This is a genomic window from Bacillus sp. FSL W8-1141 (genome assembly GCF_038593205.1).
GTDB classification, from domain to species: domain Bacteria; phylum Bacillota; class Bacilli; order Bacillales; family Bacillaceae; genus Bacillus; species Bacillus altitudinis.
In genome coordinates this window covers 3,103,006-3,125,475 of record NZ_CP151973.1, presented here as the reverse complement: position 1 = coordinate 3,125,475, position 22,470 = coordinate 3,103,006, and the positions used below count along the sequence as shown (strand labels likewise).

Sequence of the window (22,470 nt, the reverse complement as noted above, 5' to 3'; positions counted from 1 at the left end):
CATTAAACCTCTATTATCATCGGTTAAAATAAACCAGGTTTTAACAGAACAAGGGAATATTCGCATCAGATTAGCAGACACTATGAAAAAAGGAGGGTGTCTGTTGATTTCCTTTATGATTCATGTCATTGTGTCACTATTTGCTGTCTCAAACCCCATTGGAAACGTGCCTCTTTTCATCACTTTAACAGAAGGCTACTCAGAAAAAGAACGATCCCAGACGGCCAAAAAAGCGATTGTTGTGTCTTTTATGATTTTGATTGCCTTTCTTTTGGCAGGCAGGCTCATTTTCAAATTGTTTGGCATTGATATCCATGCACTCCGTATCGCCGGAGGTATTTTTATTTTTGGTATCGCTTACAATTTGCTAAATGCAAAAGAATCACATGTTCAAAACCCTCATTCGGATGAAAAGGCAGAAAGCAAGGAGAAGGCTGATGTTTCGGTGACCCCACTCGCCATTCCGATCATTGCAGGACCTGGTACAATTGCGACCGTCATGAGCTTAACCCCAGGAAGCCACCAAGTAACGCTTCATCTGCTTGCAATTCTTATTGGCATTGTGGTCGTACTTGCCATGACCTATTATGCATTTCATTATTCAAGTTTCATTATGCGAAAAATGGGGAAAACAGAGATGAATGTCGTGACACGATTAATGGGATTGATTCTAGCTGTTGTGGCAGTTGAGATGATTGGTGCAGGGATCAAAGGGATGTTCCCAATGCTGATGTCATAAGTGTATATAAAAAAGCTGTTTTTTTCTACAAAATTGTAAAATAGAACAGCTTTTTTTAAGGTTTTGGCACATGTTGAAATACTTCTTCACTTTCAAAGAACTCAATTAAACGGCTAATCCAGTCATAATAATCGAGACTTTCCTTGATTTCTGAAAGAAGAAGATTGATTTTATCTACTGTTTCTTCTGGCAGGTCATCTTGTTCAAGCAGCTCCAGCAATTCCTTGCATGTCTTCTTATGTGCCTTGCGATTTTTGCTGACAACACGTGACCAATTGGCTGCAAACAATGAAATAAAGGTTTGATATTGATCTTGCTCAACGTCATATAAATCTTTGCGTATTCCTTTTTCATAAACCTTTTCAGCAATATTCAAATCAAGCATTTCTCGAACGACTTGACTCATTCTTGTTTTGCTCATGCCGGTCGCCTCTGAGAGCTCACCGAGCGTCATTGGTTTACGGTTCATATGAATGATACCAAGCACTCTACCCACTGTGGCAGAAAGACCAAAGGCATTCATGTTCTCGGCAGCTTTTTCAATATAATGATCCTGTGCTTTTTGAATGGCGCCTAACGCTTGCTTGTCCATTCCCCGCTTCATCCCTTCACGACTGACAATTTGTAACACAATATATCATATACCTGTTTGTTGATGAAAACAATAAATATTGAGTATTTGCTCGTAAGTTGGAGGAAAAAGGAGGGATCAGTACATATCAGGCCGTTAACTGAAAATTTTAAATAAATCTTATGCAATACAAACACATCGTAAACTTTTTATTTTATAAAGTTTGCACTATAATAAATAAGGTGTAAATTTTCTGAAAATATATATCCGACTAATTGGAGGTGTCTCATTTGCTGAAACTAGAGAATGTATCTAAGACGTATAAAGGCGGAAAAAAAGCTGTCAAAAATATTGATTTAGAAATAGCAAAAGGAGAATTTATTTGTTTTATTGGACCGAGTGGCTGTGGTAAAACGACAACCATGAAGATGATTAACCGACTGATTGAACCTTCCTCAGGAAACATATTCATCGAGGGAGAAAACATTATGAAAAAAGATCCAGTCCAATTAAGAAGAGAAATTGGTTATGTGATTCAGCAAATTGGACTTTTCCCTCATATGACCATCGCACAAAACATTTCCCTTGTGCCGAAGCTGCTGAAGTGGCCGGAAGAAAAACGAAAAGAACGAGCGCGTGAATTGCTCAAACTCGTCGACATGGGGCCGGAATACTTAGAGCGTTACCCTCATGAACTCAGTGGAGGACAGCAGCAGCGTATCGGCGTTCTTCGCGCACTCGCAGCAGAACCCCCTTTAATCCTGATGGATGAACCATTTGGAGCACTTGACCCAATTACAAGAGATTCATTGCAGGAAGAATTTAAGAAACTGCAAAAAACGTTAAATAAAACAATCGTATTTGTCACACATGACATGGATGAAGCGATTAAACTTGCAGACCGCATTGTCATTTTAAAAGATGGAGAGATTGTCCAAGTGGGCACGCCAGATGACATTTTACGTAACCCTGCGAACGAATTCGTAGAAGAATTCATCGGGAAAGAACGTCTACTTCAGTCAAACCCGAATATGGAACGTGTGGAACAAATGATGAACACGTCTCCAGTCACAATTACCGTCGAAAAAACATTGACAGATGCCATCTTTATTATGAGAGAAAAGCGGGTTGATTCCCTGCTTGTCGTTGATGAAAATCATGTGCTAAAAGGCTATATCGACATTGAAACCATCGATGCAAACCGCAGAAAAGCAGCCTTCGTTGGCGATATTTTAAATACAGAATTTTATACAGTACAAGAAGGTGCACTTCTTAGAGATACTGTCCGAAAGATCTTAATACGCGGCATTAAATATGTACCGGTTGTCGATGCAAAAGGGCACTTAAAAGGCATCGTCACACGTGCAAGTCTTGTAGATGTTGTATATGACTCTATTTGGGGAGAAGATACCCCGGAGGCTGTCACTGAAATGAACTAAGGGAGGTGTACACATGGATCAAATCATCGATTTTCTTGAGAAAAATGGTGGGGAACTCCTCACAAAAATGTGGGAGCATTTATACATTTCTTTAATTGCCGTTGTGTTAGGCATTATCGTGGCCGTTCCTTTAGGCGTCATTCTTACACGAATGAAAAGAGGCGCCGGTTTTGTCATCGGCATCGTGAATATCTTTCAAACACTCCCTAGTTTAGCGATTCTTGCATTTTTTATTCCTATTTTGGGAGTTGGAAAAATACCTGCGATCGTTGCGCTATTTTTCTATTCCGTTTTGCCTATTTTAAGAAATACGTATGCCGGTGTTCAAGGTGTGAACAAAAACTTGCTTGAATCTGGAAAAGGAATTGGCATGACGACATGGGAACAAATTCGTCTTGTGGAACTGCCGCTTGCTGTTCCGGTCATTATGGCAGGTGTCAGAACCTCAACGATTTATTTAATTGGGTGGACAACACTTGCTGCTTTTATCGGTGGAGGCGGTCTTGGTGACTACATTTTAATTGGGCTTCAGCTTTACCAGCCGGAATACATTATTGCGGGTGCAATCCCTGTCACTATTTTAGCGGTCATCATTGACCTTACATTGATGAAGCTTGAGAAAAAAGTAACACCAGAAGGCTTAAAAGGATTGAAGGAAGTTTCATAAGGAGTTGGCTCATGTGAAGAATCGAAAAACAAAATGGATCAGTGCACTGCTTGCCGGATGCTTGCTATTCATAAGTGGCTGTTCACTTCCTGGACTAGCCGGCTCTTCAGGGAGCACGCTGCGAATCGGTGCACAAAACTTTACAGAATCAGAAATTATGGCCTATATGGTGGGAGACATCATTGAGCATTACACAGATAAAAAGACAACCATTGTGAAGAATTTAGGCTCAAATACGGTGCAGCAAAAAGCAATGGAAAACGGGGATGTCGACATTTCAGCAACACGATATACAGGCACGGATTTAACAAGTACGCTAGGAATGGATGCAGAAAAAGATCCAAAGCGTGCAATGGAAATCGTCCAGAAAGAATTCAAAAAACGCTATGATTACAAATGGTTTGATTCCTATGGGTTTGATAATACGTATGCCTTTGCTGTGACGCAGAAGATGGCGAAGGAAAACAACCTAGAAACAGTCTCTGATTTAAAAAAGAATGCCAAAAATTATCGCTTCGGTGTGGATAATATTTGGCTGAAAAAGAAAGGTGACGGTTACGAAGGGTTTGTGAAAACATACGGAATTGAATTTGGAAGCACTTTTCCGATGCAGATCGGTCTAGTCTATGACGCATTGAAAAATGAAAAAATGGATATTGTGCTTGCCTATTCAACAGATGGCCGGATCAAAGCGTATAATCTCAAAATCTTAAAAGATGATAAACGATTCTTCCCACCATACGATGCATCACCAGTTGTCCCTGAGAAGGTATTAAAAGAAAATCCAGGACTGGACAAGGTGATCAACAGGTTGATTGGAAAAATCGATACCGAACAAATGCAAGAGCTCAATTATCAAGTCGATGGAGAACTAAAAGAACCAGCGACTGTTGCGAGAGATTTTCTAAAGAAACACAATTACTTTGAGTAAGATTGGGAGGTGTCAGAGCTGATGGACACACTACAGCAATTATGGGCGTATTATCAACAGAACGGTTCATATGTGTTAGAAGAATTTTACCGGCATTTCCTCATGTCAGCGTATGGGGTATTGTTTGCGGCAATTGTCGGAATACCAGTCGGCATCTTTGTGGCGCATTACCGCAAATTGAGCAATTGGGTGTTCGCAATAACCAATGTCATTCAAACCATTCCAGCGTTAGCGATGCTTTCTGTGTTGATGCTTGTATTAGGACTTGGTGCAAATACAGTCATCTTATCACTCTTTTTATATTCGCTTCTGCCGATTATCCGTAACACGTACACAGGTATTGTCAGCATTGAGCATGCCTATTTAGAATCGGGGAAAGCGATGGGCATGACGAAATGGCAAGTGCTGAGAATGGTTGAATTACCGCTTGCTTTATCTGTCATTATGGCTGGTTTAAGAACCGCACTTGTGATCGCAATCGGTATTACAGCGATTGGGACATTTGTTGGTGCTGGAGGACTTGGTGATATTATCATCAGAGGATCAAACGCGACAAACGGAACAGCCATTATTTTAGCAGGTGCTATTCCAACTGCGCTCATGGCCATTATTGCCGACCTTGTCATGGGCTGGCTTGAACGCTATTTAAGCCCAACCAACAAGAAAAAAGAAAGCAAGGCATTAGCTGAAAAAAACATGACGTCCGCATAAATGCTTGAAAAGACAAAACCTCCTCTACATCTGTAGGGGAGGTTTTTTTATCATGATTAGGCGGCTCACATCAGGAGACATTTATGATTCAAGTGTGATCCATTCAGAGGACCACTTCGCAATTTCCTCAAAAACGGGTGCAAGTGAGCGCCCCATATCAGTTAATGAATACTCAATACGCACGGGTGTTTCAGCAAAAACCTCCCGTTTTACAATGCCTGCTGCTTCCAGCTCTTTTAATCTCTCAGATAAAACCCTTCCGCTTAAATTGGTCAGAGCTGCTTCGATTTCACTAAAGCGCTGCGAACCTGAGAGAAGCTGAAAAACAATCAGTGCCACCCAGCGTTTACTTAATAACTCAACTGCTTTTTCAAACCGCGGGCACATATCAGATTGATTCATCTTTCTTCACTCCAATCTGAACCCATTATACCGTAATTCTGTCAAAAATCGGCGCAAAAAGCTTGTCAATGATCAAAACATTTTACGATGACGAACGGCTGTTTAGTAGAAATAACAAATAGCGGTTTAAATCCTCTATTTCATGTTTAGAAAGGGTGGACCATATGTCCCCATTAAATATTTCAAGATCATCAAGTTCATATTGCTCTGCTGCTTCTTTTATTTGGGTAAAAGCCGTTTCTTCTTCCTTTATGACATAGGCAGAAGATGCTTCTTCAATATACCCTGCAGCCTGCATCATGTCCTCATAAGGTACTTTTAATGCACCTGCTAGTTTTTTAATTGTAGGAGGTTTCGGAATGCCGCGTTTCCCGTTTTCAATCCGAGAAATACCAGCAGCGCTGACCTCTGAATACATCGCTAATTGGTTCACCGATAGTTTCCTTTTCTCACGTAATGCTCTTAAATATGCACCGAAGTTCATCAACTCAAAACCTCACATGGTTAAAGATTAGTTATCTCTAGTGTACTCGATTTGTTGACTATTGGCAATAAGTGTACCATGAAAATATTGACATTAGTTAATGGTGGATGTATCTTATGTTTATGCCCCGCTATTTGTTCGCCTTTTTTTGGTTAATGAGCGTGAGAAAGTATTGATTCAGCTGGCTGATGTCTTGTGCGGTGAGTGTTTCCCATTGGTCTCCATCGAAAATAGGGAGATGTTCTACATCCTTTTGAAGCGCCGTTTGATAGATTTTTAATATGGATTCATATTTCGGTTTCATTTCATGCACTTTTTCCTGTTCAATATAACCGGCAAGCAGCATTAAATCCTCATAAGGCACCTTCAAAGCGCGTGCTAATTTTTTTATGGTTAAAGGCTTTGGCACACCACGCTTTCCATTCTCAATCCGAGAAATACCGGCAGCGCTTACGCCTGAATACATGGCGAGTTGATTGACAGACATCTTTCTATTCTCTCTTAAAATGCGTAATTGTTCACCAAAGTGATTCATGTCATCGAACCTCACATTTCAGTATATGACTTATTTTAGTATGATCATTGACCAAAGGAAATAGAAAGGGCGTAAAAGTGTTGACATAAGTTAATGAATCCGGGAGATGTGAGAATCCTACATGTTGTACATATTGATCCTATAGGAGGTTGTAATGATGGTCGAAAAGATTCAGATCAGGCGGGCTTTTGTGATGCAGTATATGATCGAAAACGATATGTCTTTAAATCAGCTCGCAGATGAAATTGGCATCTCTCCTGCCACACTCAGCAGGGTATTGAATGGTCACCGGAAGCCAGGACAGCTTGTCATTGGTAAAATGATTCATTACTTTGATAAAAAATTTGAAGATTTATTTTACTATGAAGATGTTGACAAAAGTCAATGAATGAAATCATTGTATGATCATTAAGGAGGCGGCTTCATTGAAAAGAACTGGAATGGTAAGACACATCGATTCGCTTGGCAGAATTGTTCTGCCTTCAGAAATGCGAAAGGTACTCAATATAAAAGAAGAGCAGCTGTTAGAAATTTTCATCGAAGATCAAACCATTATGCTGAAAAAATATGATGCAGATAAGAGCTGCTTATTAACTGGCCAAATAACGAAATACAACAAAAGCTATGGAAATGGTAACGTCGTGCTGAGTCCTGAAGGAGCTGAACGGTTGTTAGTAGAATTAAAACAGCTCTTAAAAGAAGAAGCAACTCGCTAAAAACGCTTTTTAACCTCAAAAATTGCATATAAAAATGCTGCATACAATCCATTGGAGCGAAATTGAATCAAAATGACAAATAAAGTCGACAATATATAGGAAATCTTTATTTTGATGTTTCGTGACATGCACCTTGTTTTCATGTAAAATAAAGTTATGTGTACCAGTTTGTCTGGAGGTGTTTTCATGCACGCATTTGTTATCACATTACTCGTAATTGTCAGTATCGCACTTATCATCGTTGTATTATTACAATCAAGTAAAAGTGCAGGACTGTCAGGCGCTATTTCAGGTGGAGCCGAGCAGCTTTTCGGTAAGCAAAAAGCGAGAGGTCTTGACTTGATTCTTCACCGATTAACTGTCATTTTGTCAGTGCTTTTCTTCATCTTAACACTTGCATTGGCATATTTAGGCGTGTAGGCGCGAGTAACAGAAGGTCTGATCTTTTTTCAGACCTTTTTTTATTATCAGCACTCTTTTGTGTTTGTTTCATACATACAAGTGGAAAATATAAACCATATCAGAAGGAAAGGAAGTCACATCATGAAAGTTGTTACACCAAAACCATTTACGTTTAAAGGTGGAGAAAAGGCGGTGCTTCTTCTTCACGGTTTTACTGGGAATACAGCCGATGTTCGTATGCTTGGACGCTATTTAAATGAAAGAGGCTATACATGCCATGCACCTCAATACAAAGGACACGGTGTACCGCCAGAGGAGCTTGTTCATACAGGTCCTACAGATTGGTGGAAAGATGTAGAAGAAGGCTATCAATTTTTAAAAGACGAAGGTTATGAGGAAATTGCGGTCTGCGGACTATCCCTCGGAGGAGTTTTTTCATTGAAATTAGGTTACACTGTACCTGTAAAGGGAATTGTACCTATGTGTGCACCTATGTACATAAAAAGTGAAGAAGTCATGTACCAGGGTGTACTAGATTATGCCCGTAACTATAAAAAATTCGAGGGTAAGTCAGAGGATCAAATTGAGCAAGAGATGGAAGAGTTCAAGAAAACACCAATGGGTACACTCAAGGCTCTTCAAGAACTCATTGCAGATGTCAGAAACAATGTTGACATGATTTATTCACCTACTTTTGTTGTTCAGGCACGTCATGATCATATGATTAATACAGACAGTGCAAACATTATTTATAACGAAGTAGAGACTGATGAAAAACATTTAAAGTGGTATGAAGAATCGGGCCATGTTATCACGCTTGATAAAGAGCGGGAGAAGGTTCATCAGGATGTATATGCATTCTTAGAATCACTCGATTGGTCAATTTAAATATATAGGGGGTTAGAGTGTGCAAAAAGAAGAATTTATGGATGAATTACTTGCGTTTATGCAAGAAGAGGCGTACAAACCATTAACGGTACAGGAATTAGAAGTCATGATGGAAATTACCAATCCAGATGATTATAAAGAGCTCGTCAAAGCACTTGTGATATTAGAGGATCAGGGACTGATCGTCCGTACCCGCAGCGACCGCTATGGTGTACCGGAAAAAATGAACTTGGTCAAAGGGAAGCTGTCTGCGCATGCAAAAGGATTTGCATTTGTGACACCAGAAGAGTTTGGACAGGATGATATTTTCATTCCGCCAAATGAGCTAGGCACAGCAATGAATGGCGACACCGTCATGGTTCGTGTCAGCCACAAATCAAATGGCACCAAAAAAGAAGGAACGGTCATCCGTATACTAGAGCGTAATACTCAGACGGTTGTCGGTACCTATACAGAAACGAAAAGTTTTGGTTTTGTCATTCCTGATGATAAAAAAATCACAAACGATATCTTCATTCCAAAATCCGCTAAAAACGGAGCGGTTGAAGGTCATAAAGTCGTTGTCACGCTGACAAGCTATCCAGAAGGTAGAATGAGCGCAGAAGGTGAAGTGACTGAAATCCTTGGTCACAAAAATGACCCTGGCATCGATATTTTATCGATTATTCATAAACACGGTCTACCAGGTGAGTTTCCGGAAGAAGCGCTCCAGCAGGCAGTAGACACACCTGAAACGATTGATGAAAAGGACCTTGAAGGTAGACGTGATCTGCGCAATGAAACGATTGTGACGATTGACGGTGCAGATGCAAAAGACTTAGATGATGCCGTAACCGTGCAAAAGCTCGATGATGGCAAATATAAGCTCGGCGTGCACATTGCAGACGTTTCTCATTATGTTACAGAGAATTCGCCGATTGATCAGGAAGCCTATGAGCGCGGAACGAGTGTGTATCTTGTCGACCGCGTTATTCCAATGATTCCTCATCGCCTGTCAAATGGCATTTGCTCATTGAATCCGAAAGTTGATCGTCTCACACTCTCTTGTGAAATGATCATTGATCGAAGTGGGAAAGTCGTCAAACACGAAATTTTCCAAAGTGTGATCAAAACGACGGAAAGAATGACCTATTCCGATGTGAATAAGATTTTAGTTGACCAAGATGAAGAGCTTTTAGACAAATACGAGCCGTTAGTACCAATGTTCCAAGAGATGGAGAAGCTTGCAGAAATTCTGCGTGACAAGCGAATGGAGCGTGGAGCAGTCGATTTTGACTTCAAGGAAGCAAAGGTGCTTGTAGATGATGAAGGCGCAGCGAAAGACGTAGTCATTCGTGAGCGTTCCGTTGCCGAAAAATTAATTGAAGAATTCATGCTGGTGGCAAACGAAACAGTTGCCGAGCATTTCCACTGGATGAATGTTCCGTTCATTTACCGAATTCACGAAGAACCAAATCCTGAGAAGCTTCAGCGCTTTTTAGAGTTCGTGACGACGTTTGGTTACATTGTGAAAGGAACGTCAACGAACATTCACCCGCGTGCTCTTCAAAGTGTACTTGATGCCGTCCGTGATCAGCCGGAAGAAGTCGTGATTCAAACTGTGATGCTTCGCTCGATGAAACAGGCGAAGTATGATCCAGAAAGCATTGGCCATTTTGGATTATCAACGGAATTCTATACACACTTCACATCACCGATCCGCCGTTACCCGGATTTAATCGTGCATAGGCTGATCAGAACCTATTTAATAGAGAAAAAGACAGACGAAGCGACCCTTGAAAAGTGGGGCCAACTGCTGCCAGAAATCGCAGATCATGCATCTACAATGGAGCGCCGCTCTGTTGATGCTGAGCGCGAAACAGATGACCTGAAAAAGGCAGAGTATATGCTTGATAAAATCGGTGAAGAGTTTGATGGTATGATTAGTTCCGTCACGAATTTCGGACTATTCGTTGAACTGCCGAATACGATAGAAGGTCTTGTCCATGTGAGCTACATGACTGACGACTACTATCGTTTTGATGAACAGCACTTTGCTATGATCGGTGAACGTACAGGGAATGTATATCGCATTGGTGACGAAATTACTGTCAAAGTGGTGAGTGTGAATAAAGATGAGCATTCCATTGATTTTGAAATCGTCGGGATGAAAGGCACTCGCCGTAAATCACCAAAAGACTTCAAGTTCAAAAAACGGACAGATCCACCAGCCAAAAAAGGACGCGGAGGTCAAAAGGCCTCTGGGGAAAAAGGCAAAGAGGATAAAGGCGGCGACTGGTTTACAGGTCGTAAAAAGAAGAAAAAGAAAAAACGCGTTTTTGATAACGCACCGAAACAAAAGCGCAAAAAGAAAAAGTAACGTGACAAAAAGCAAATAGGGCACCATGCTCTATTTGCTTTTTGACCACGTGGCATCAGCATTGTCGAAAGCTGGATTGTTTGATAAAATAATCCGTACGATTTGGACCGTGTCTGTGTCAAAAGGAGGGTGTACGCCAATGCCAAAGGGAGAGGGAAAGGTTGTTTCCCAAAACAAAAAAGCAAATCATGATTATTTTATAGAAGAAACATACGAAGCCGGCCTTGTATTACAAGGAACTGAAATCAAATCCATTCGAGCAGGAAAAGTGAATTTAAAAGATTCCTTTGCCAAAATCGAACGGGGAGAAGTGTTTCTTCACAATATGCACGTCAGCCCATACGAGCAGGGGAACCGTTATAACCATGATCCACTCAGAACGAGAAAGCTGCTACTCCACCGCAAACAAATCAGTAAATTGATTGGTGCGACAAAGGAAGAGGGCTACTCACTTGTTCCCATTAAACTCTATTTGAAAAATGGCTTTGCCAAAGTGCTAATTGGAGTCGGTAAAGGGAAGAAGAAATATGATAAACGTGAAGATCTGAAGAAAAAAGATGCGAAACGTGAAATCGAGCGTGCTTTCCGTGACCGGCAAAAGCAATTCTAGACGCATGCAGATGGCTTGCTGAGAGCGGAAGCATTATGCTACAATATGTTATGCAGTAAACAATCATTGTCGTCTTTTTACAGAAACCACCAGTTGTTTCGAGCGATGAGATTGTTATAATAGTCATATACGGAAGCAGTTAAGCTAAAGAACGTTTCCATCCCGTATATCCCTTTTACAAGGGGACGTTACGGATTCGACAGGGATGGTTCGAGCTTAGGCTGCGAGCCGAGAGGCGATCTCGTTAACACGCACCTAAATGTAACTGGCAAAACTAAAAGTTTTAACCAAAACTTAGCACTAGCTGCCTAATAAGCGCAGCGAGCTCTTCCTGACATCGCCTATGTGTCTGTGAGGAGCCCAATGAAGTAGGCTACGCTTACGTTTTCGTCTGAGGACGTAAGAAGAGATCCATCAGACTAGCTCTCCAAGCGCCCGTCAGCAGGCATGAGGATGAGTGAACACGTAAATATGTTGACTACGCTCGTAGACGCTTAAGTAATCGATGTCTCTGGACGTGGGTTCGACTCCCACCGTCTCCATCAAAACTTTTAGAATGTAGTCGTATCAAGGGTTTGAAAGCCCTTGGTGCGGGTCTGGCATCTTTAAAAAATGAATGGTTATATGAAATGACGCTATCACAGCGTCATTTTTCTTTGCTATTAGAAACTTAAACAATCTGAATTTTAAACAAAACTGGATGTTATCATACAGACAAAATACGTTCTTATTATTTTTATTTCAAGTCGGCTAGAACAGTGGTTTTTTTATGTTAAGTATGATAAATTGTTGTATCATAGAAGTATAGATGAAAACATTTTGGATAAACGAATTTCTAGTGAGTCGTCTTTTTAGACGAATCTTTTTTTTGAATAAAAACACGTTTTTGTTATAATATTTATTGTTTTTTAAATCATATTAAGTGATGAAAAGATCAAACATTGTTGTTTATATAAAATTTGGAAGAGGGATCTTATGTTATTTACTATTGTTATTCCTTATAAGGATACCAATAAAAAGTATACTGATAACTGCATGAAAAGTTTAGATGATCAAATTTTTAAAGATTTCGAAGTACTTTTGGTTCATCAAGATAGTCAACACCTAGAAGAAATTTTAGCGCCTTATACTTTTAATTATAGAACAATCAATATGGGACCTCATACAAATGCAGGCATTAGTAGAAATAAAGGCATAGAAGAAGCTCAAGGAGAGTACATCTTATTTTTAGATGCTGATGATTTCTTACATCCCAATGCGCTGATATATGCAAAGCAAATCATTGATCAAGAACAATTGAATGTTTTTAAGCTGAAAGTGAAAAAGACAATTGTAGACAGAAACACAACATTAAAGGAAAAGAAGCAGGCTTTGTATCAGCATGATACGTTGGATAATTTAAGTCATGTTTTGAAAAAATTAAATGTTGATGCAAATGAAAACGAAGTCATGCAGATGCTTTTTGAGGAGAATGTTGTATCAGCTCATTATCATGAAATTGCAAAAGAAAAGTTCTTTAAGAAGATTTCTTATCAATTAAAATCACATGGGTTCGTTGTTCAAAAGAAATATTTGTTGAACAATCAAATACAGTTTGATGAAAGCGCACCATTGTATAGTGATATTCCGTTCTTAATGAAAATTTATCAAGATGCATTCTCTATTTTGGAAACATCAATTTGTCTATACTATAAGCTGATCCATAACGATCCTATCAATTTCCCTTCACTTTCCCAGGAAGAACAGGATCATCGATTTGAAGAAATGTTCCGAACATTAAGCAAATCAATCGAACAATGTGACGATTTGGCTTTAGTGAAACAAGTGAAGCTTGAAGCGATCAGCCAATATTTATATAAGGTTGTAAAAAGCCCATTGTTTAAAGAGGGCATTCAACGTTTAACGCCTATTTATCAGTCCTGTCAGACCATTTTGAATGCAGAGTCAAATCCAATCAAACTGAAGAGAAGACATTCAAAAGAAATTGATGCGATTAAGGTTGGGAATTATCATAAGGCATATCGTCTAAGTAAAAAGAGAGTTCTCTATTATAATCTGTATCAGGGCATAAAACCGAAAAAGAAGAGAGCGAGACAAAGAATCGTTCAACAATTATTCTTCTCAAGATTACCTATTAAACCTAATACCATTGTCTATGAAAGCTTTTTAGGAAGAAACTATTCGGATAGCCCTAAGGCGATATTTAAATATCTTCTTGAGCATGAGCCAAATCAATGGAAGCATGTTTGGATTCTGAATGATAAAGAAATGGTGGCAAATGAAGAAGAATTTCAGCACAAGAACGTTAAAGTAATTAAGCGATTTAGCTGGAGCTATTTTTACTATGTCACAGTGGCAAAATATTTTGTTTTAAACATGAGACAGCCAAAGTCGCTTTATAAAAAAGATGAACAAATTATCTTATCTACATGGCATGGTACACCACTTAAGAAATTAGTATTTGATATGGATAATGTAGTATCTGCAAATCCCGATTATAAAAAAGAATTTTATTTACAATCTCGAAAATGGGATTACCTAATTGCAGCAAACCCATATTCTGAAAAAATCTTCGAAAGTGCATTTATGTATCCGAAAGAAAAAATATTAACATATGGCTATCCAAGAAATGATATTCTGAAAAACTTTACAGATGCAGATAAAGTGAAGATTAAATCGAAGCTTGGTATACCTGCTGATAAAAAAGTCATTTTATATGCTCCAACATGGAGAGATGATGAATTTCATAAAGCAGGGCAATACAAATTTAATCTCACTTTAGATTTAAATTTGTTAAAAGAAAAGTTAGGCGAAGAATATGTCATCATTTTACGAATGCATTATTTCATTTCGGATAATATTGATTTAACAGGATTTGAAGGGTTTGCCTTTGACTATTCTAAATATAATGATATCAATGATTTATATATTTCAAGTGATATCCTTATCACGGATTACTCGTCTGTATTCTTTGATTTTGCAAACCTACGGCAGCCGATTCTTTTCTTTACGTATGATATTGATAAATACAAAGATGTGCTGAGAGGTTTTTATATTGATGTCGAAAAAGATCTGCCAGGTCCGTTATTGTATACGTCTGAAGAAGTGCTTCATAGCATTCAGAACATTGAAAGCGTAAAAGATGCTTACAAGGAAAAATACGATGTATTCCATGAAAGATTCTGTTCACTAGAAGATGGAAAGGCAAGTGAACGAGTGGTGAAGGAAGTATTTACTCGTAATCATTAAAGTTATACCTCTACTTGCGATGGGACAAGTAGAGGTTTTTTCTATTAGTAAGTCAAGCGTTCCTCTGAAAAGACTGGATCATTCGAACAAACAAAGGGCAAACCACAATCACCGCCATCATCATCAAAAGCCCATCCGACATGATCTCCACAAACGTGGTCTGAATCACATAAACCGCAATCAGCAGCAAATAACTCATTAAAAATAACAGCTCAGATCGTTTCTTCTGAAATGGCTTCTCTAAAAGAATCAGCATAAACAAACCTGCCATGATGATCAAAAAAGTCATTTCCTTTCAAGCCTCCTTTTCATTCATCTCCACATTGTACAGATATTTCACTTGCAACAATATGCTTTATCCTTAAATTAAGTAAGAAGTAATGAATAGATGGGGCGCCACGACTAGTAAAATGACGAACGCTTTCCAAAAAACCGCCAACCAATTCAAAATCACATCTTCCCATTTGAGACGTCCTCATATATAGTAAGATTAGACTAGTTCTAAATAACTGAAATTGGGGCGTTTACATGGATTCGATTGTTTTACATTTTATTGTGATCATGAGTGTTTCTGGCATTCTGTCCGTAATATTATCAATCATTGCTCATGCAAATCGCCATCGGTATATTGGCTGTCAATTGTTTATGTATATGTCTGGAGCAACTGCGATTTATATTTTTGGACATACATTTGAATTATTGGCGCGCACCCCTCAAGAAATTACATTCTGGGTTAGTTTTCAATACATAGGTCTTCCGTTTATTGCACCGTTCAGCCTAATGATTGTGCTGCAGTTTACTGGTTTCCATCAATATGTAACAAAGCGCCGCGTGCTTCTCTTCTTGTTGATTCCAATTTTAACCACCATTCTGGTGTTCACCAACTCTTTTCATTCACTCTTTTACCGAAGCATCACGATGAATACAGTAGACGGGTTTTTATTAGCTGATTTTACCATTGGTTATTGGTATATCATTCATGGGGTCTATACATTTGGCTGTTCTATGCTCGCTATTTTTATGCTGCTTTGGTTTTTACGTGTGAAGAAAGAATATTTGAAACAGGTGCTGATCTTGCTCGTTGGAATATTATTACCGATCACGACCTCTTTTATCTATTTATTAGGTGTCACGCCTTTTCACATTGACCCAGTACCAGTGGTGATGTTTTTAACCAACGCACTCTACTTATGGGCGATTATGTCTTTTCATCTCTTTAAGCTCTCTCCCATTGCGATGGAGCGTGTGTTTGAACATATGTCAGAAGGTGTTCTTCTATTGGATCGATACCGAACACTGATTGATTATAACCCTGCGGCTGCATTGATCATTCCTGTGCTCGCTAAAAAGGGAATCGGCTATAAAATCGATGATATATTCTCAGGGATCATCAAAGAGCCAGCGTTTATACAGTGGCTGCGTTCTCCGAAGGATCATTCACAGTATGATTTAATGTGGGAAAAAGAGCAGCCCTTCTATTATCATCTCACTGCTTCTTCTCTTTTTAATAGAAGAGGCGAAGTCGAGGGCAGGCAAATTGTGATCAGCGATGTTACGGAGCAGCGACTATTGCAGGAAGAGCTGGAGCGCCGAGCATATATTGATGGTTTGACGAATATCTTCAATCGGTCTTCCTTTATTGAACGAACGCAGATGTTATTGGAAGAGGATGCACAGGATACTGCGATATTGCTATTTGATATTGATTTCTTTAAACAAATCAATGATACGCATGGACATCATATTGGAGACGAGGCGTTGCGTCATGTTGTGTCCATTTGTCAGCAGCATTTGAAGATGGATGATTTATTTGGCCGATATGGTGGAGAAGAGTTCGCCATTTGTCTGCCGCATCATTCATTTGAAGAGGCATGTCATATTGCGGAACAGATGAGACATTCATTTGAAGTGAGTTTCTTTCAGACAGATGAGAAAAAAGTAAGAGTGACAGCAAGCTTTGGCGTCGCCCATACAGCGAATGATCCCTCTATATTAGAAACGCTTCTATTTGAGGCAGATCAAGCCTTGTATATGTCAAAACGCCAAGGACGTAATCGGATTTATGCATCAACTGGTTCGGACTATATGCTTTACCAAAAGCAGGATCTTCCGCCTGCTTCTCATTGACTGTTGTCCTTCATTTAGATATGATAAACATAACATTTGAACGGTTTCCTAAAGGGGAGTAGCTTTTACGGTTTGGTCGTCATTACAGAAACATCCGTTGTTTCTCGGCCATTCCGGCATGAACATGTTAGCCAGACCTTTGCCTATCACACATGAGGCAAAGGTCTGGCTTTTTTTAAGGTCTTTTTGCATCTGTGTGGTTGGAAGCTGGACAAATGAGGGGTTTCAACATACAAATGAAAGGATGATGGATCTTGAAACAATATGTGATGGCGTTTCTATTTACCGGTACGTTTTTGTTAAGTGGATGTTCAGGACTGCTAGACCAAGTAAACGATACAACGACATATGTCACAGAGGCAAATGAGTATGTGACAGATATTCAGCAATTCACAGAGGATTTTCCACAGCTTGCGGAAGAAGCTGTACAAGATGCTGCCAAAAGAGCAGATTTGACGCAGCAACTGGAATCATTGAAAGCAGACATTCAAGAATTTAGTGAACTCACAGCCCCATCAATAGCAGAAGACCTGCATGCACAAATCATGGAGAAAAATAAAGTGCTGTCAGAGGAGATTCAAACCTATTTACAGCAATTGAAAATGGAAAACTTCGATGCTGCAGCTATTTTAGAGGATCAGCAAGGCCTCATGAAGCAGCTTCAGCAATCGGTCAGCCTTTTGCAAGATATTGAACAACTAACAAACTAGGATAAGCAAACGGTGATCACAGCATATCTTTGCCTTTTCAGGTGAAGATATGCTTTAATTGAATGTAACACAAGTATGATAGAAAAAGGTGATCAGATGACAGAACAAGAAGAAAGACATATCGCTTCGCCTAGAGCTGAGAAGGAAAAAGAGCAATTAATCAATCGCTTAAAACGAGTGGAAGGTCAAGTGCGAGGAATTCAGCAAATGATTGAAAACGATCGTTACTGCATAGATGTCGTGAATCAAATTTCTGCTGTCAATGCAGCTTTAAAAAAAGTGAGTCTTCAATTAATGGAAAAGCATACACATCACTGCGTAGCGGATGCCATTAAGAGCGGTAATGGGGATGAAGCCATTGAGGAGTTAATGAATGTCTTCACGAAGCTGACAAAATCGTAGCAAAAAGCGGATCATTTATGTTTACAATGATACCCTACTAGGGTATAGTAAAAGTAGAAAATGATTGATGGAGGCGATGAGAAGTGGAACAAGCAACACTACAAGTGCAAGGCATGTCTTGCGGACATTGTGTGAAAGCAGTCGAAGGAAATGTAGGAGAATTAGCAGGTGTTGAATCTGTGAAAGTCCATTTAGATAAGGGGCAGGTGGAGGTTTCCTTTCACCCAGATCAAATCACGTTACACCAGATCTCTGATGTCATTGAAGAACAGGGATATGATGTCGTATAAAATGAGCATACGTGCTGCATAAGACAGCACGTATTTTTTTAAAAATAACAATACCCCCATGGAGTATGTGGAGAGGTGAGATAAATGAAAAAAGAAATTGATTTTCAAATTACGGGAATGACTTGCGCCGCCTGTGCAGGCCGCATTGAAAAGGGCTTGAACAGGTTGGAAGGTGTGGATGACGCCAGTGTGAATTTTGCGCTTGAAACATCCCACATTGTGTATGAAACAGAACAACTCACAACAGAGGATCTAAAACAAAAAATTCAATCTCTTGGCTATGATGTGGTGATGGAGCAAGCCGAATTTGATATAGAGGGAATGACATGTGCGGCTTGTGCAAATCGAATTGAGAAAAAAGTCAACCGGATGGATGGTATTGATCAAGGGTCAGTGAACTTTGCGCTTGAGTCACTTCAGGTGACATATCATCCAGGGAAAATATCTCCAAGTGACATAAAAGAGGCTGTGAAATCCATTGGATATTCATTAATTGAACCAGCCGAAGAGCATGCAGAGGAAGGGAAAAAAGACCATCGCCAAGTAGCGATTGAGAAACAAATGGCACGCTTTTTGTTCTCGATGATTTTGTCATTGCCTCTTCTTTGGGCAATGGTCAGTCATTTTTCTTTCACATCGTTTATTTGGCTGCCAGAAGCATTTATGAATCCATGGGTTCAGCTCGCATTAGCAGCGCCCGTCCAGTTCATTGTCGGCTGGCCTTTTTATGTAGGTGCTTATAAAGCGTTGAAAAATAAAAGTGCCAATATGGATGTCCTTGTGGCACTAGGGACATCGGCTGCTTTTTTCTATAGTTTATATGAAAGTATTCAGTCAGCGGTTCAAGGCACACATGAAGCGGCCCTTTATTATGAAACGAGTGCTGTGCTGATTACGTTGATTGTGCTCGGAAAGTTAATGGAAGCAAGAGCGAAAGGGAGATCATCAGAAGCGATTCAAAAACTGATGGGCTTACAAGCGAAAGAAGCTGTGATAGAGCGAGATGGGAAAGAAATGACCGTTCCTATTTCTGAAGTGAAAGTGAATGATCTTGTGTTCGTCAAGCCAGGTGAAAAAGTCCCGGTAGACGGAGAAATCATCGAAGGAACAACAGCGATCGACGAATCGATGATTACAGGAGAAAGTCTGCCAGTTGATAAAATCACAGGAGATACAGTCATCGGGGCAACCATCAATAAAAATGGATTTGTGAAAGTGAAAGCAACAAAAGTAGGAAAAGAAACGGCTCTTTCACAAATCATTCGAGTCGTCGAACAAGCGCAAGGCTCAAAAGCACCAATTCAAAGAATGGCAGATCAAATTTCAGGGATATTTGTCCCCATTGTTGTAGGATTGGCTGTGCTCACTTTTCTGATTTGGTATATCTTTGTTGATCCAGGAAATGTGACAGCAGCCCTTGAAACCTTTATAGCAGTCATCGTCATCGCATGTCCTTGTGCGCTTGGCCTTGCTACACCGACCTCTATTATGGCAGGCAGCGGCCGGGCAGCTGAATCAGGGATTCTGTTTAAAGGCGGAGAGCATTTAGAGATAACGCAATCACTAGATACAGTAGTGCTAGATAAAACAGGGACTGTGACAAAAGGGGAGCCGAGTCTTACAGATGTGATTGCGTCTGCCAATTGGACAGAAGATACGCTGCTTCAGTTAGCAGGATCGGCAGAACAGCAGTCAGAGCATCCACTTGCCAGAGCAATCACAGAAGGCATGAAGAACCGGGGTCTCCAAGCGGTCGAGGTAGAAGCCTTTCAAGCAGATCCTGGTCATGGAATTGAAGCAAGAGCTGCAGGACATGAGCTTTTGATTGGCACACGGAAACTCCTAAAGAAACATCATATCAGCTGCGAAGCACTAGAAGCAGTTGTGACTGAGCTTGAAGAACAAGGAAAAACGGCGATGCTCATTGCCATTGACGGCGAGCCAGCAGGTATTGTCGCCGTTGCTGATACAATCAAATCGTCTTCTTCTCAAGCGGTCGCTCGTCTCAAAGAGCAAGGGATTCACGTCGTGATGATGACAGGAGATAACAAACGCACAGCAGAAGCGATTGCGAGTGAGGCAGGCATAGATCATGTCATTGCTGAAGTTCTTCCAGAGGAAAAAGCGGCTCATATTGTAGCGCTTCAGAAACAAGGAAAAAAAGTGGCGATGGTTGGAGACGGCATCAATGATGCCCCTGCCCTTGCAACAGCAAATATCGGGATGGCTGTCGGAACAGGTACAGATGTTGCCATGGAAGCGGCAGATATTACGCTCATGACAGGAGATCTCCATGCCATTGCAGATGCACTTGAATTTAGCAGAAAAACGATGAGAAACATTAAACAGAATCTATTTTGGGCACTTGCTTACAATTGTATTGGCATACCAGTCGCCGCATTTGGGTTCCTGGCACCATGGCTTGCAGGAGCGGCAATGGCCTTTAGTTCTGTATCGGTTGTGCTGAACGCACTAAGATTACAGCGATTGAAACCTGTCAGAGAGGGTGTGGCAAAATGAAGCTGAATGTCAAATGGGTGTGGACGTTGAGTGCTGTGATTTATGTAGCCTTTGTACTGATAGGCTATGCGATTTATGTCGAACTTTCTCCTCTTCAAGAGCTGCCAGCTGATCATATGCAACATGAGACTTCATCAGAAGCGAAGTCCTCGCATTCGGTGTCAGTCCTGCGCTTCGGTGCTCGCCCTTTCTAGACTTCAATGGATTTCTATCACAAATAGCTAACATAAAGTTCATTTTAGCTCTTTCTCAACAACCTGAGACTTCGCCAAAAGCGAAGTCTTTTTTTAACAATTTTGTGGAAAAACCCACCTTTTAAAAGATTTTTCATAAAAAATTCACTTCTTTTTGTTCCTTTTTGTCGTTTTTTGTAGGTTCATCGTTAAGATGCGATTAGGCAACAAAGAAAGCGTTATCAAAAAAAGGGGGTCCACGTATGAAAAAGTTAGGGTTAGCTTCTCAAATACTCATCGCACTTGTTTTGGGTGTTGTCGTAGGAGCACTATTTTATCAAAATGAAACCGTTATTAATGTGTTAACGCCGATTGGCGATATATTCATCCACTTAATTAAAATGATCGTTCTTCCAATTGTTATTGCTGCATTGATTGTAGCCGTTGCTGGTGTAGGCGATATGAAAACCATCGGAAGACTCGGTGGGAAAACGATTCTTTACTTCGAAATTGTGACAACGATTGCATTAGCAGTTGGACTGCTTGCAGCAAACGTTTTCCATCCTGGTACAGGAATTGATATGAGTAACATGGAGAAAGGCGATATCTCTAAATATGAAGAGACATCAAAAGCTTCTTCCGAAAAAGCTAGTTTCTCTGAAACGATTGTGCATCTTGTGCCAACAAACGTGTTCCAATCTATTGCAGAAGGTGATCTATTACCAACAATCTTCTTTACAGTGTTATTCGGATTAGGAATTGCAGCAGTTGGAGACAAAGGAAAACCAGTGTTAGGATTTTTTGAGGGCATCCTCGAAGCGATGTTCTGGGTGACCAATAAAGTGATGAAGTTTGCACCATTTGGTGTATTCGCGCTCATCAGTGTGACGGTGATCAAATTCGGGGTCGGAGCGCTTCTCCCGCTAGGTAAACTGGTACTTGTCGTTTACGGCACAATGGCATTCTTCGTTATTGTCGTACTTGGCATTATCGCAAAATTAGCTGGAACAAGCGTCTTTACACTATTTAGAGTGTTAAAAGAAGAAATCATTCTTGCATTCTCAACAGCAAGTTCAGAAGCTGTATTGCCTAGATTAATGGACAAAATGGAGAAGTTCGGATGCCCGAAAGCGATCACGTCGTTCGTTATCCCAACAGGCTATACCTTTAACTTAGATGGAAGTGCCATCTATCAATCCATTGCCGCCATATTTGTTGCACAAATGTACGGCATGCCTCTTTCCATCTATGAGCAAATTACGTTACTATTAATCTTAATGCTCACATCAAAAGGAATGGCTGGTGTACCAGGTGCATCGATCGTTGTTGTCATCACAACACTTGGAGCAATGGGACTTCCACTTGAAGGACTTGCCTTCATCGTTGGGATCGACCGTATCCTTGACATGGTTCGTACAACTGTTAACGTATTTGGTAACTCACTTGCAGCCATTGTCATGTCTAAGTGGGAAAAAGTGTTTGATCAAGAGAAATCGAAGAAGTATATTGAGGAATTAAAACAACAAACAAAAGCAGCGTAAAAGG

General features: G+C 40.1%; 23 protein-coding genes, 1 other RNA gene and 1 pseudogene. 20 read left to right on the top strand and 5 right to left on the bottom strand.

Annotated elements, in window-relative coordinates; genetic code table 11:
- Positions 1–103: 103 nt before the first annotated feature.
- Positions 104–739 (top strand): NAAT family transporter, encoded by a 636-nt coding sequence (locus NSQ52_RS16155; RefSeq protein ID WP_024719834.1) that lies wholly within the window; start codon positions 104–106, stop codon positions 737–739.
- A gap of 58 nt (positions 740–797) precedes the next feature.
- On the opposite strand, the pseudogene NSQ52_RS16150 reads toward NSQ52_RS16155, so the two are convergent.
- A pseudogene (locus tag NSQ52_RS16150) lies at positions 798–1,331 on the bottom strand (GbsR/MarR family transcriptional regulator); the annotation flags it as partial.
- A 269-nt stretch (positions 1,332–1,600) separates the two neighbouring features.
- Here NSQ52_RS16150 and NSQ52_RS16145 point away from each other — a divergent pair.
- The 4 genes from NSQ52_RS16145 to NSQ52_RS16130 are packed head-to-tail and all read left to right on the top strand — an operon-like array spanning position 1,601 to position 5,058.
- A complete protein-coding gene (locus tag NSQ52_RS16145) occupies positions 1,601–2,749 on the top strand; it encodes a betaine/proline/choline family ABC transporter ATP-binding protein (protein ID WP_135009680.1) in 1,149 nt (382 codons plus the stop codon).
- A 13-nt stretch (positions 2,750–2,762) separates the two neighbouring features.
- Positions 2,763–3,416 carry an ABC transporter permease gene (locus NSQ52_RS16140; RefSeq protein ID WP_024719832.1) on the top strand — a complete coding sequence of 218 codons (654 nt, stop codon included), beginning with the start codon at positions 2,763–2,765 and terminating at the stop codon, positions 3,414–3,416.
- A 13-nt stretch (positions 3,417–3,429) separates the two neighbouring features.
- Positions 3,430–4,347 carry an osmoprotectant ABC transporter substrate-binding protein gene (locus NSQ52_RS16135; RefSeq protein ID WP_008347678.1) on the top strand — a complete coding sequence of 306 codons (918 nt, stop codon included), beginning with the start codon at positions 3,430–3,432 and terminating at the stop codon, positions 4,345–4,347.
- Positions 4,348–4,368: 21 nt separating this feature from the next.
- Positions 4,369–5,058, top strand: a complete 690-nt coding sequence (locus tag NSQ52_RS16130) for an ABC transporter permease (RefSeq protein ID WP_008347676.1) — start codon at positions 4,369–4,371, stop codon at positions 5,056–5,058.
- An 81-nt stretch (positions 5,059–5,139) separates the two neighbouring features.
- Here NSQ52_RS16130 and NSQ52_RS16125 read toward each other — a convergent pair whose 3' ends face one another.
- From NSQ52_RS16125 to NSQ52_RS16115, 3 genes are all read right to left on the bottom strand, one after another.
- On the bottom strand, positions 5,140–5,460 hold the full coding sequence (locus NSQ52_RS16125; protein WP_007500199.1) for a helix-turn-helix domain-containing protein: 321 nt from the start codon (positions 5,458–5,460) through the stop codon (positions 5,140–5,142).
- Positions 5,461–5,542: 82 nt separating this feature from the next.
- On the bottom strand, positions 5,543–5,944 hold the full coding sequence (locus tag NSQ52_RS16120; RefSeq protein WP_008347673.1) for a transcriptional regulator: 402 nt from the start codon (positions 5,942–5,944) through the stop codon (positions 5,543–5,545).
- Positions 5,945–6,074: 130 nt separating this feature from the next.
- The gene (locus tag NSQ52_RS16115; protein ID WP_007500204.1) at positions 6,075–6,479 is read right to left on the bottom strand and encodes a helix-turn-helix transcriptional regulator; all 405 of its coding nucleotides are present in this window, start codon (positions 6,477–6,479) and stop codon (positions 6,075–6,077) included.
- 154 nt (positions 6,480–6,633) lie between these two features.
- On the opposite strand from NSQ52_RS16115, the gene NSQ52_RS16110 reads away from it, so the two are divergent.
- From NSQ52_RS16110 to NSQ52_RS16075, 8 genes are all read left to right on the top strand, one after another.
- Positions 6,634–6,867, top strand: a complete 234-nt coding sequence (locus NSQ52_RS16110; RefSeq protein WP_008347669.1) for a helix-turn-helix transcriptional regulator — start codon at positions 6,634–6,636, stop codon at positions 6,865–6,867.
- Positions 6,868–6,904: 37 nt separating this feature from the next.
- Complete coding sequence (locus NSQ52_RS16105; RefSeq protein ID WP_008347666.1) at positions 6,905–7,195, top strand: AbrB/MazE/SpoVT family DNA-binding domain-containing protein; 291 nt, start codon at positions 6,905–6,907, stop codon at positions 7,193–7,195.
- 186 nt (positions 7,196–7,381) lie between these two features.
- On the top strand, positions 7,382–7,615 hold the full coding sequence (secG, locus tag NSQ52_RS16100) for a preprotein translocase subunit SecG (protein ID WP_003212746.1): 234 nt from the start codon (positions 7,382–7,384) through the stop codon (positions 7,613–7,615).
- Positions 7,616–7,738: 123 nt separating this feature from the next.
- A complete protein-coding gene (locus NSQ52_RS16095; protein ID WP_008347663.1) occupies positions 7,739–8,485 on the top strand; it encodes a carboxylesterase in 747 nt (248 codons plus the stop codon).
- Positions 8,486–8,504: 19 nt separating this feature from the next.
- On the top strand, positions 8,505–10,844 hold the full coding sequence (gene rnr, locus NSQ52_RS16090; RefSeq protein ID WP_024719828.1) for a ribonuclease R: 2,340 nt from the start codon (positions 8,505–8,507) through the stop codon (positions 10,842–10,844).
- Positions 10,845–10,983: 139 nt separating this feature from the next.
- The gene (gene smpB / locus NSQ52_RS16085) at positions 10,984–11,454 is read left to right on the top strand and encodes an SsrA-binding protein SmpB (protein ID WP_008347658.1); all 471 of its coding nucleotides are present in this window, start codon (positions 10,984–10,986) and stop codon (positions 11,452–11,454) included.
- Between the two features lie 181 nt (positions 11,455–11,635).
- Positions 11,636–11,999: a transfer-messenger RNA gene (gene ssrA / locus NSQ52_RS16080) on the top strand.
- Positions 12,000–12,429: 430 nt separating this feature from the next.
- Complete coding sequence (locus tag NSQ52_RS16075; RefSeq protein WP_342473578.1) at positions 12,430–14,703, top strand: CDP-glycerol:glycerophosphate glycerophosphotransferase; 2,274 nt, start codon at positions 12,430–12,432, stop codon at positions 14,701–14,703.
- Positions 14,704–14,755: 52 nt separating this feature from the next.
- Here the strand turns inward: NSQ52_RS16075 and NSQ52_RS16070 are convergent, their stop codons facing one another.
- The gene (locus NSQ52_RS16070; RefSeq protein WP_342473576.1) at positions 14,756–14,992 is read right to left on the bottom strand and encodes a hypothetical protein; all 237 of its coding nucleotides are present in this window, start codon (positions 14,990–14,992) and stop codon (positions 14,756–14,758) included.
- A gap of 239 nt (positions 14,993–15,231) precedes the next feature.
- Here NSQ52_RS16070 and NSQ52_RS16065 point away from each other — a divergent pair, with 239 nt between their 5' ends.
- From NSQ52_RS16065 to NSQ52_RS16035, 7 genes are all read left to right on the top strand, one after another.
- The gene (locus tag NSQ52_RS16065; protein ID WP_073412728.1) at positions 15,232–16,830 is read left to right on the top strand and encodes a histidine kinase N-terminal 7TM domain-containing protein; all 1,599 of its coding nucleotides are present in this window, start codon (positions 15,232–15,234) and stop codon (positions 16,828–16,830) included.
- 254 nt (positions 16,831–17,084) lie between these two features.
- Positions 17,085–17,540, top strand: coding sequence for a DUF6376 family protein (locus NSQ52_RS16060; RefSeq protein WP_342473574.1), 456 nt, complete (start codon positions 17,085–17,087; stop codon positions 17,538–17,540).
- Positions 17,541–17,636: 96 nt separating this feature from the next.
- The gene (locus NSQ52_RS16055) at positions 17,637–17,942 is read left to right on the top strand and encodes a metal-sensing transcriptional repressor (RefSeq protein WP_008347647.1); all 306 of its coding nucleotides are present in this window, start codon (positions 17,637–17,639) and stop codon (positions 17,940–17,942) included.
- 83 nt (positions 17,943–18,025) lie between these two features.
- Entirely contained in the window at positions 18,026–18,232 is a 207-nt protein-coding gene (gene copZ, locus NSQ52_RS16050; RefSeq protein WP_017368060.1) for a copper chaperone CopZ, read from the top strand.
- Between the two features lie 84 nt (positions 18,233–18,316).
- Positions 18,317–20,752: a heavy metal translocating P-type ATPase gene (locus tag NSQ52_RS16045; protein WP_342473573.1), complete on the top strand. Its 2,436-nt coding sequence runs from the start codon at positions 18,317–18,319 to the stop codon at positions 20,750–20,752.
- Entirely contained in the window at positions 20,749–20,946 is a 198-nt protein-coding gene (locus NSQ52_RS16040) for a hypothetical protein (protein WP_045034048.1), read from the top strand. The genes NSQ52_RS16045 and NSQ52_RS16040 overlap by 4 nt, the downstream gene beginning before the upstream one ends.
- A 242-nt stretch (positions 20,947–21,188) precedes the next feature.
- A complete protein-coding gene (locus tag NSQ52_RS16035) occupies positions 21,189–22,466 on the top strand; it encodes a cation:dicarboxylase symporter family transporter (RefSeq protein WP_045034049.1) in 1,278 nt (425 codons plus the stop codon).
- Positions 22,467–22,470 lie beyond the last annotated feature (4 nt).

Bases quoted from the DNA above. Each gene is read 5' to 3' on its own strand.
- NSQ52_RS16140 (WP_024719832.1), top strand. From the start codon at position 2,763: ATGGATCAAATCATCGATTTTCTTGAGAAAAATGGTGGGGAACTCCTC.
- NSQ52_RS16130 (WP_008347676.1), top strand. From the start codon at position 4,369: ATGGACACACTACAGCAATTATGGGCGTATTATCAACAGAACGGTTCA.
- NSQ52_RS16125 (WP_007500199.1), bottom strand. From the start codon at position 5,460: ATGAATCAATCTGATATGTGCCCGCGGTTTGAAAAAGCAGTTGAGTTA.
- NSQ52_RS16120 (WP_008347673.1), bottom strand. From the start codon at position 5,944: ATGAACTTCGGTGCATATTTAAGAGCATTACGTGAGAAAAGGAAACTA.
- NSQ52_RS16115 (WP_007500204.1), bottom strand. From the start codon at position 6,479: ATGAATCACTTTGGTGAACAATTACGCATTTTAAGAGAGAATAGAAAG.
- NSQ52_RS16110 (WP_008347669.1), top strand. From the start codon at position 6,634: ATGATGGTCGAAAAGATTCAGATCAGGCGGGCTTTTGTGATGCAGTAT.
- secG (WP_003212746.1), top strand. From the start codon at position 7,382: ATGCACGCATTTGTTATCACATTACTCGTAATTGTCAGTATCGCACTT.
- NSQ52_RS16095 (WP_008347663.1), top strand. From the start codon at position 7,739: ATGAAAGTTGTTACACCAAAACCATTTACGTTTAAAGGTGGAGAAAAG.
- smpB (WP_008347658.1), top strand. From the start codon at position 10,984: ATGCCAAAGGGAGAGGGAAAGGTTGTTTCCCAAAACAAAAAAGCAAAT.
- NSQ52_RS16075 (WP_342473578.1), top strand. From the start codon at position 12,430: ATGTTATTTACTATTGTTATTCCTTATAAGGATACCAATAAAAAGTAT.
- NSQ52_RS16070 (WP_342473576.1), bottom strand. From the start codon at position 14,992: ATGACTTTTTTGATCATCATGGCAGGTTTGTTTATGCTGATTCTTTTA.
- NSQ52_RS16065 (WP_073412728.1), top strand. From the start codon at position 15,232: ATGGATTCGATTGTTTTACATTTTATTGTGATCATGAGTGTTTCTGGC.
- NSQ52_RS16055 (WP_008347647.1), top strand. From the start codon at position 17,637: ATGACAGAACAAGAAGAAAGACATATCGCTTCGCCTAGAGCTGAGAAG.
- NSQ52_RS16045 (WP_342473573.1), top strand. From the start codon at position 18,317: ATGAAAAAAGAAATTGATTTTCAAATTACGGGAATGACTTGCGCCGCC.
- NSQ52_RS16040 (WP_045034048.1), top strand. From the start codon at position 20,749: ATGAAGCTGAATGTCAAATGGGTGTGGACGTTGAGTGCTGTGATTTAT.
- NSQ52_RS16035 (WP_045034049.1), top strand. From the start codon at position 21,189: ATGAAAAAGTTAGGGTTAGCTTCTCAAATACTCATCGCACTTGTTTTG.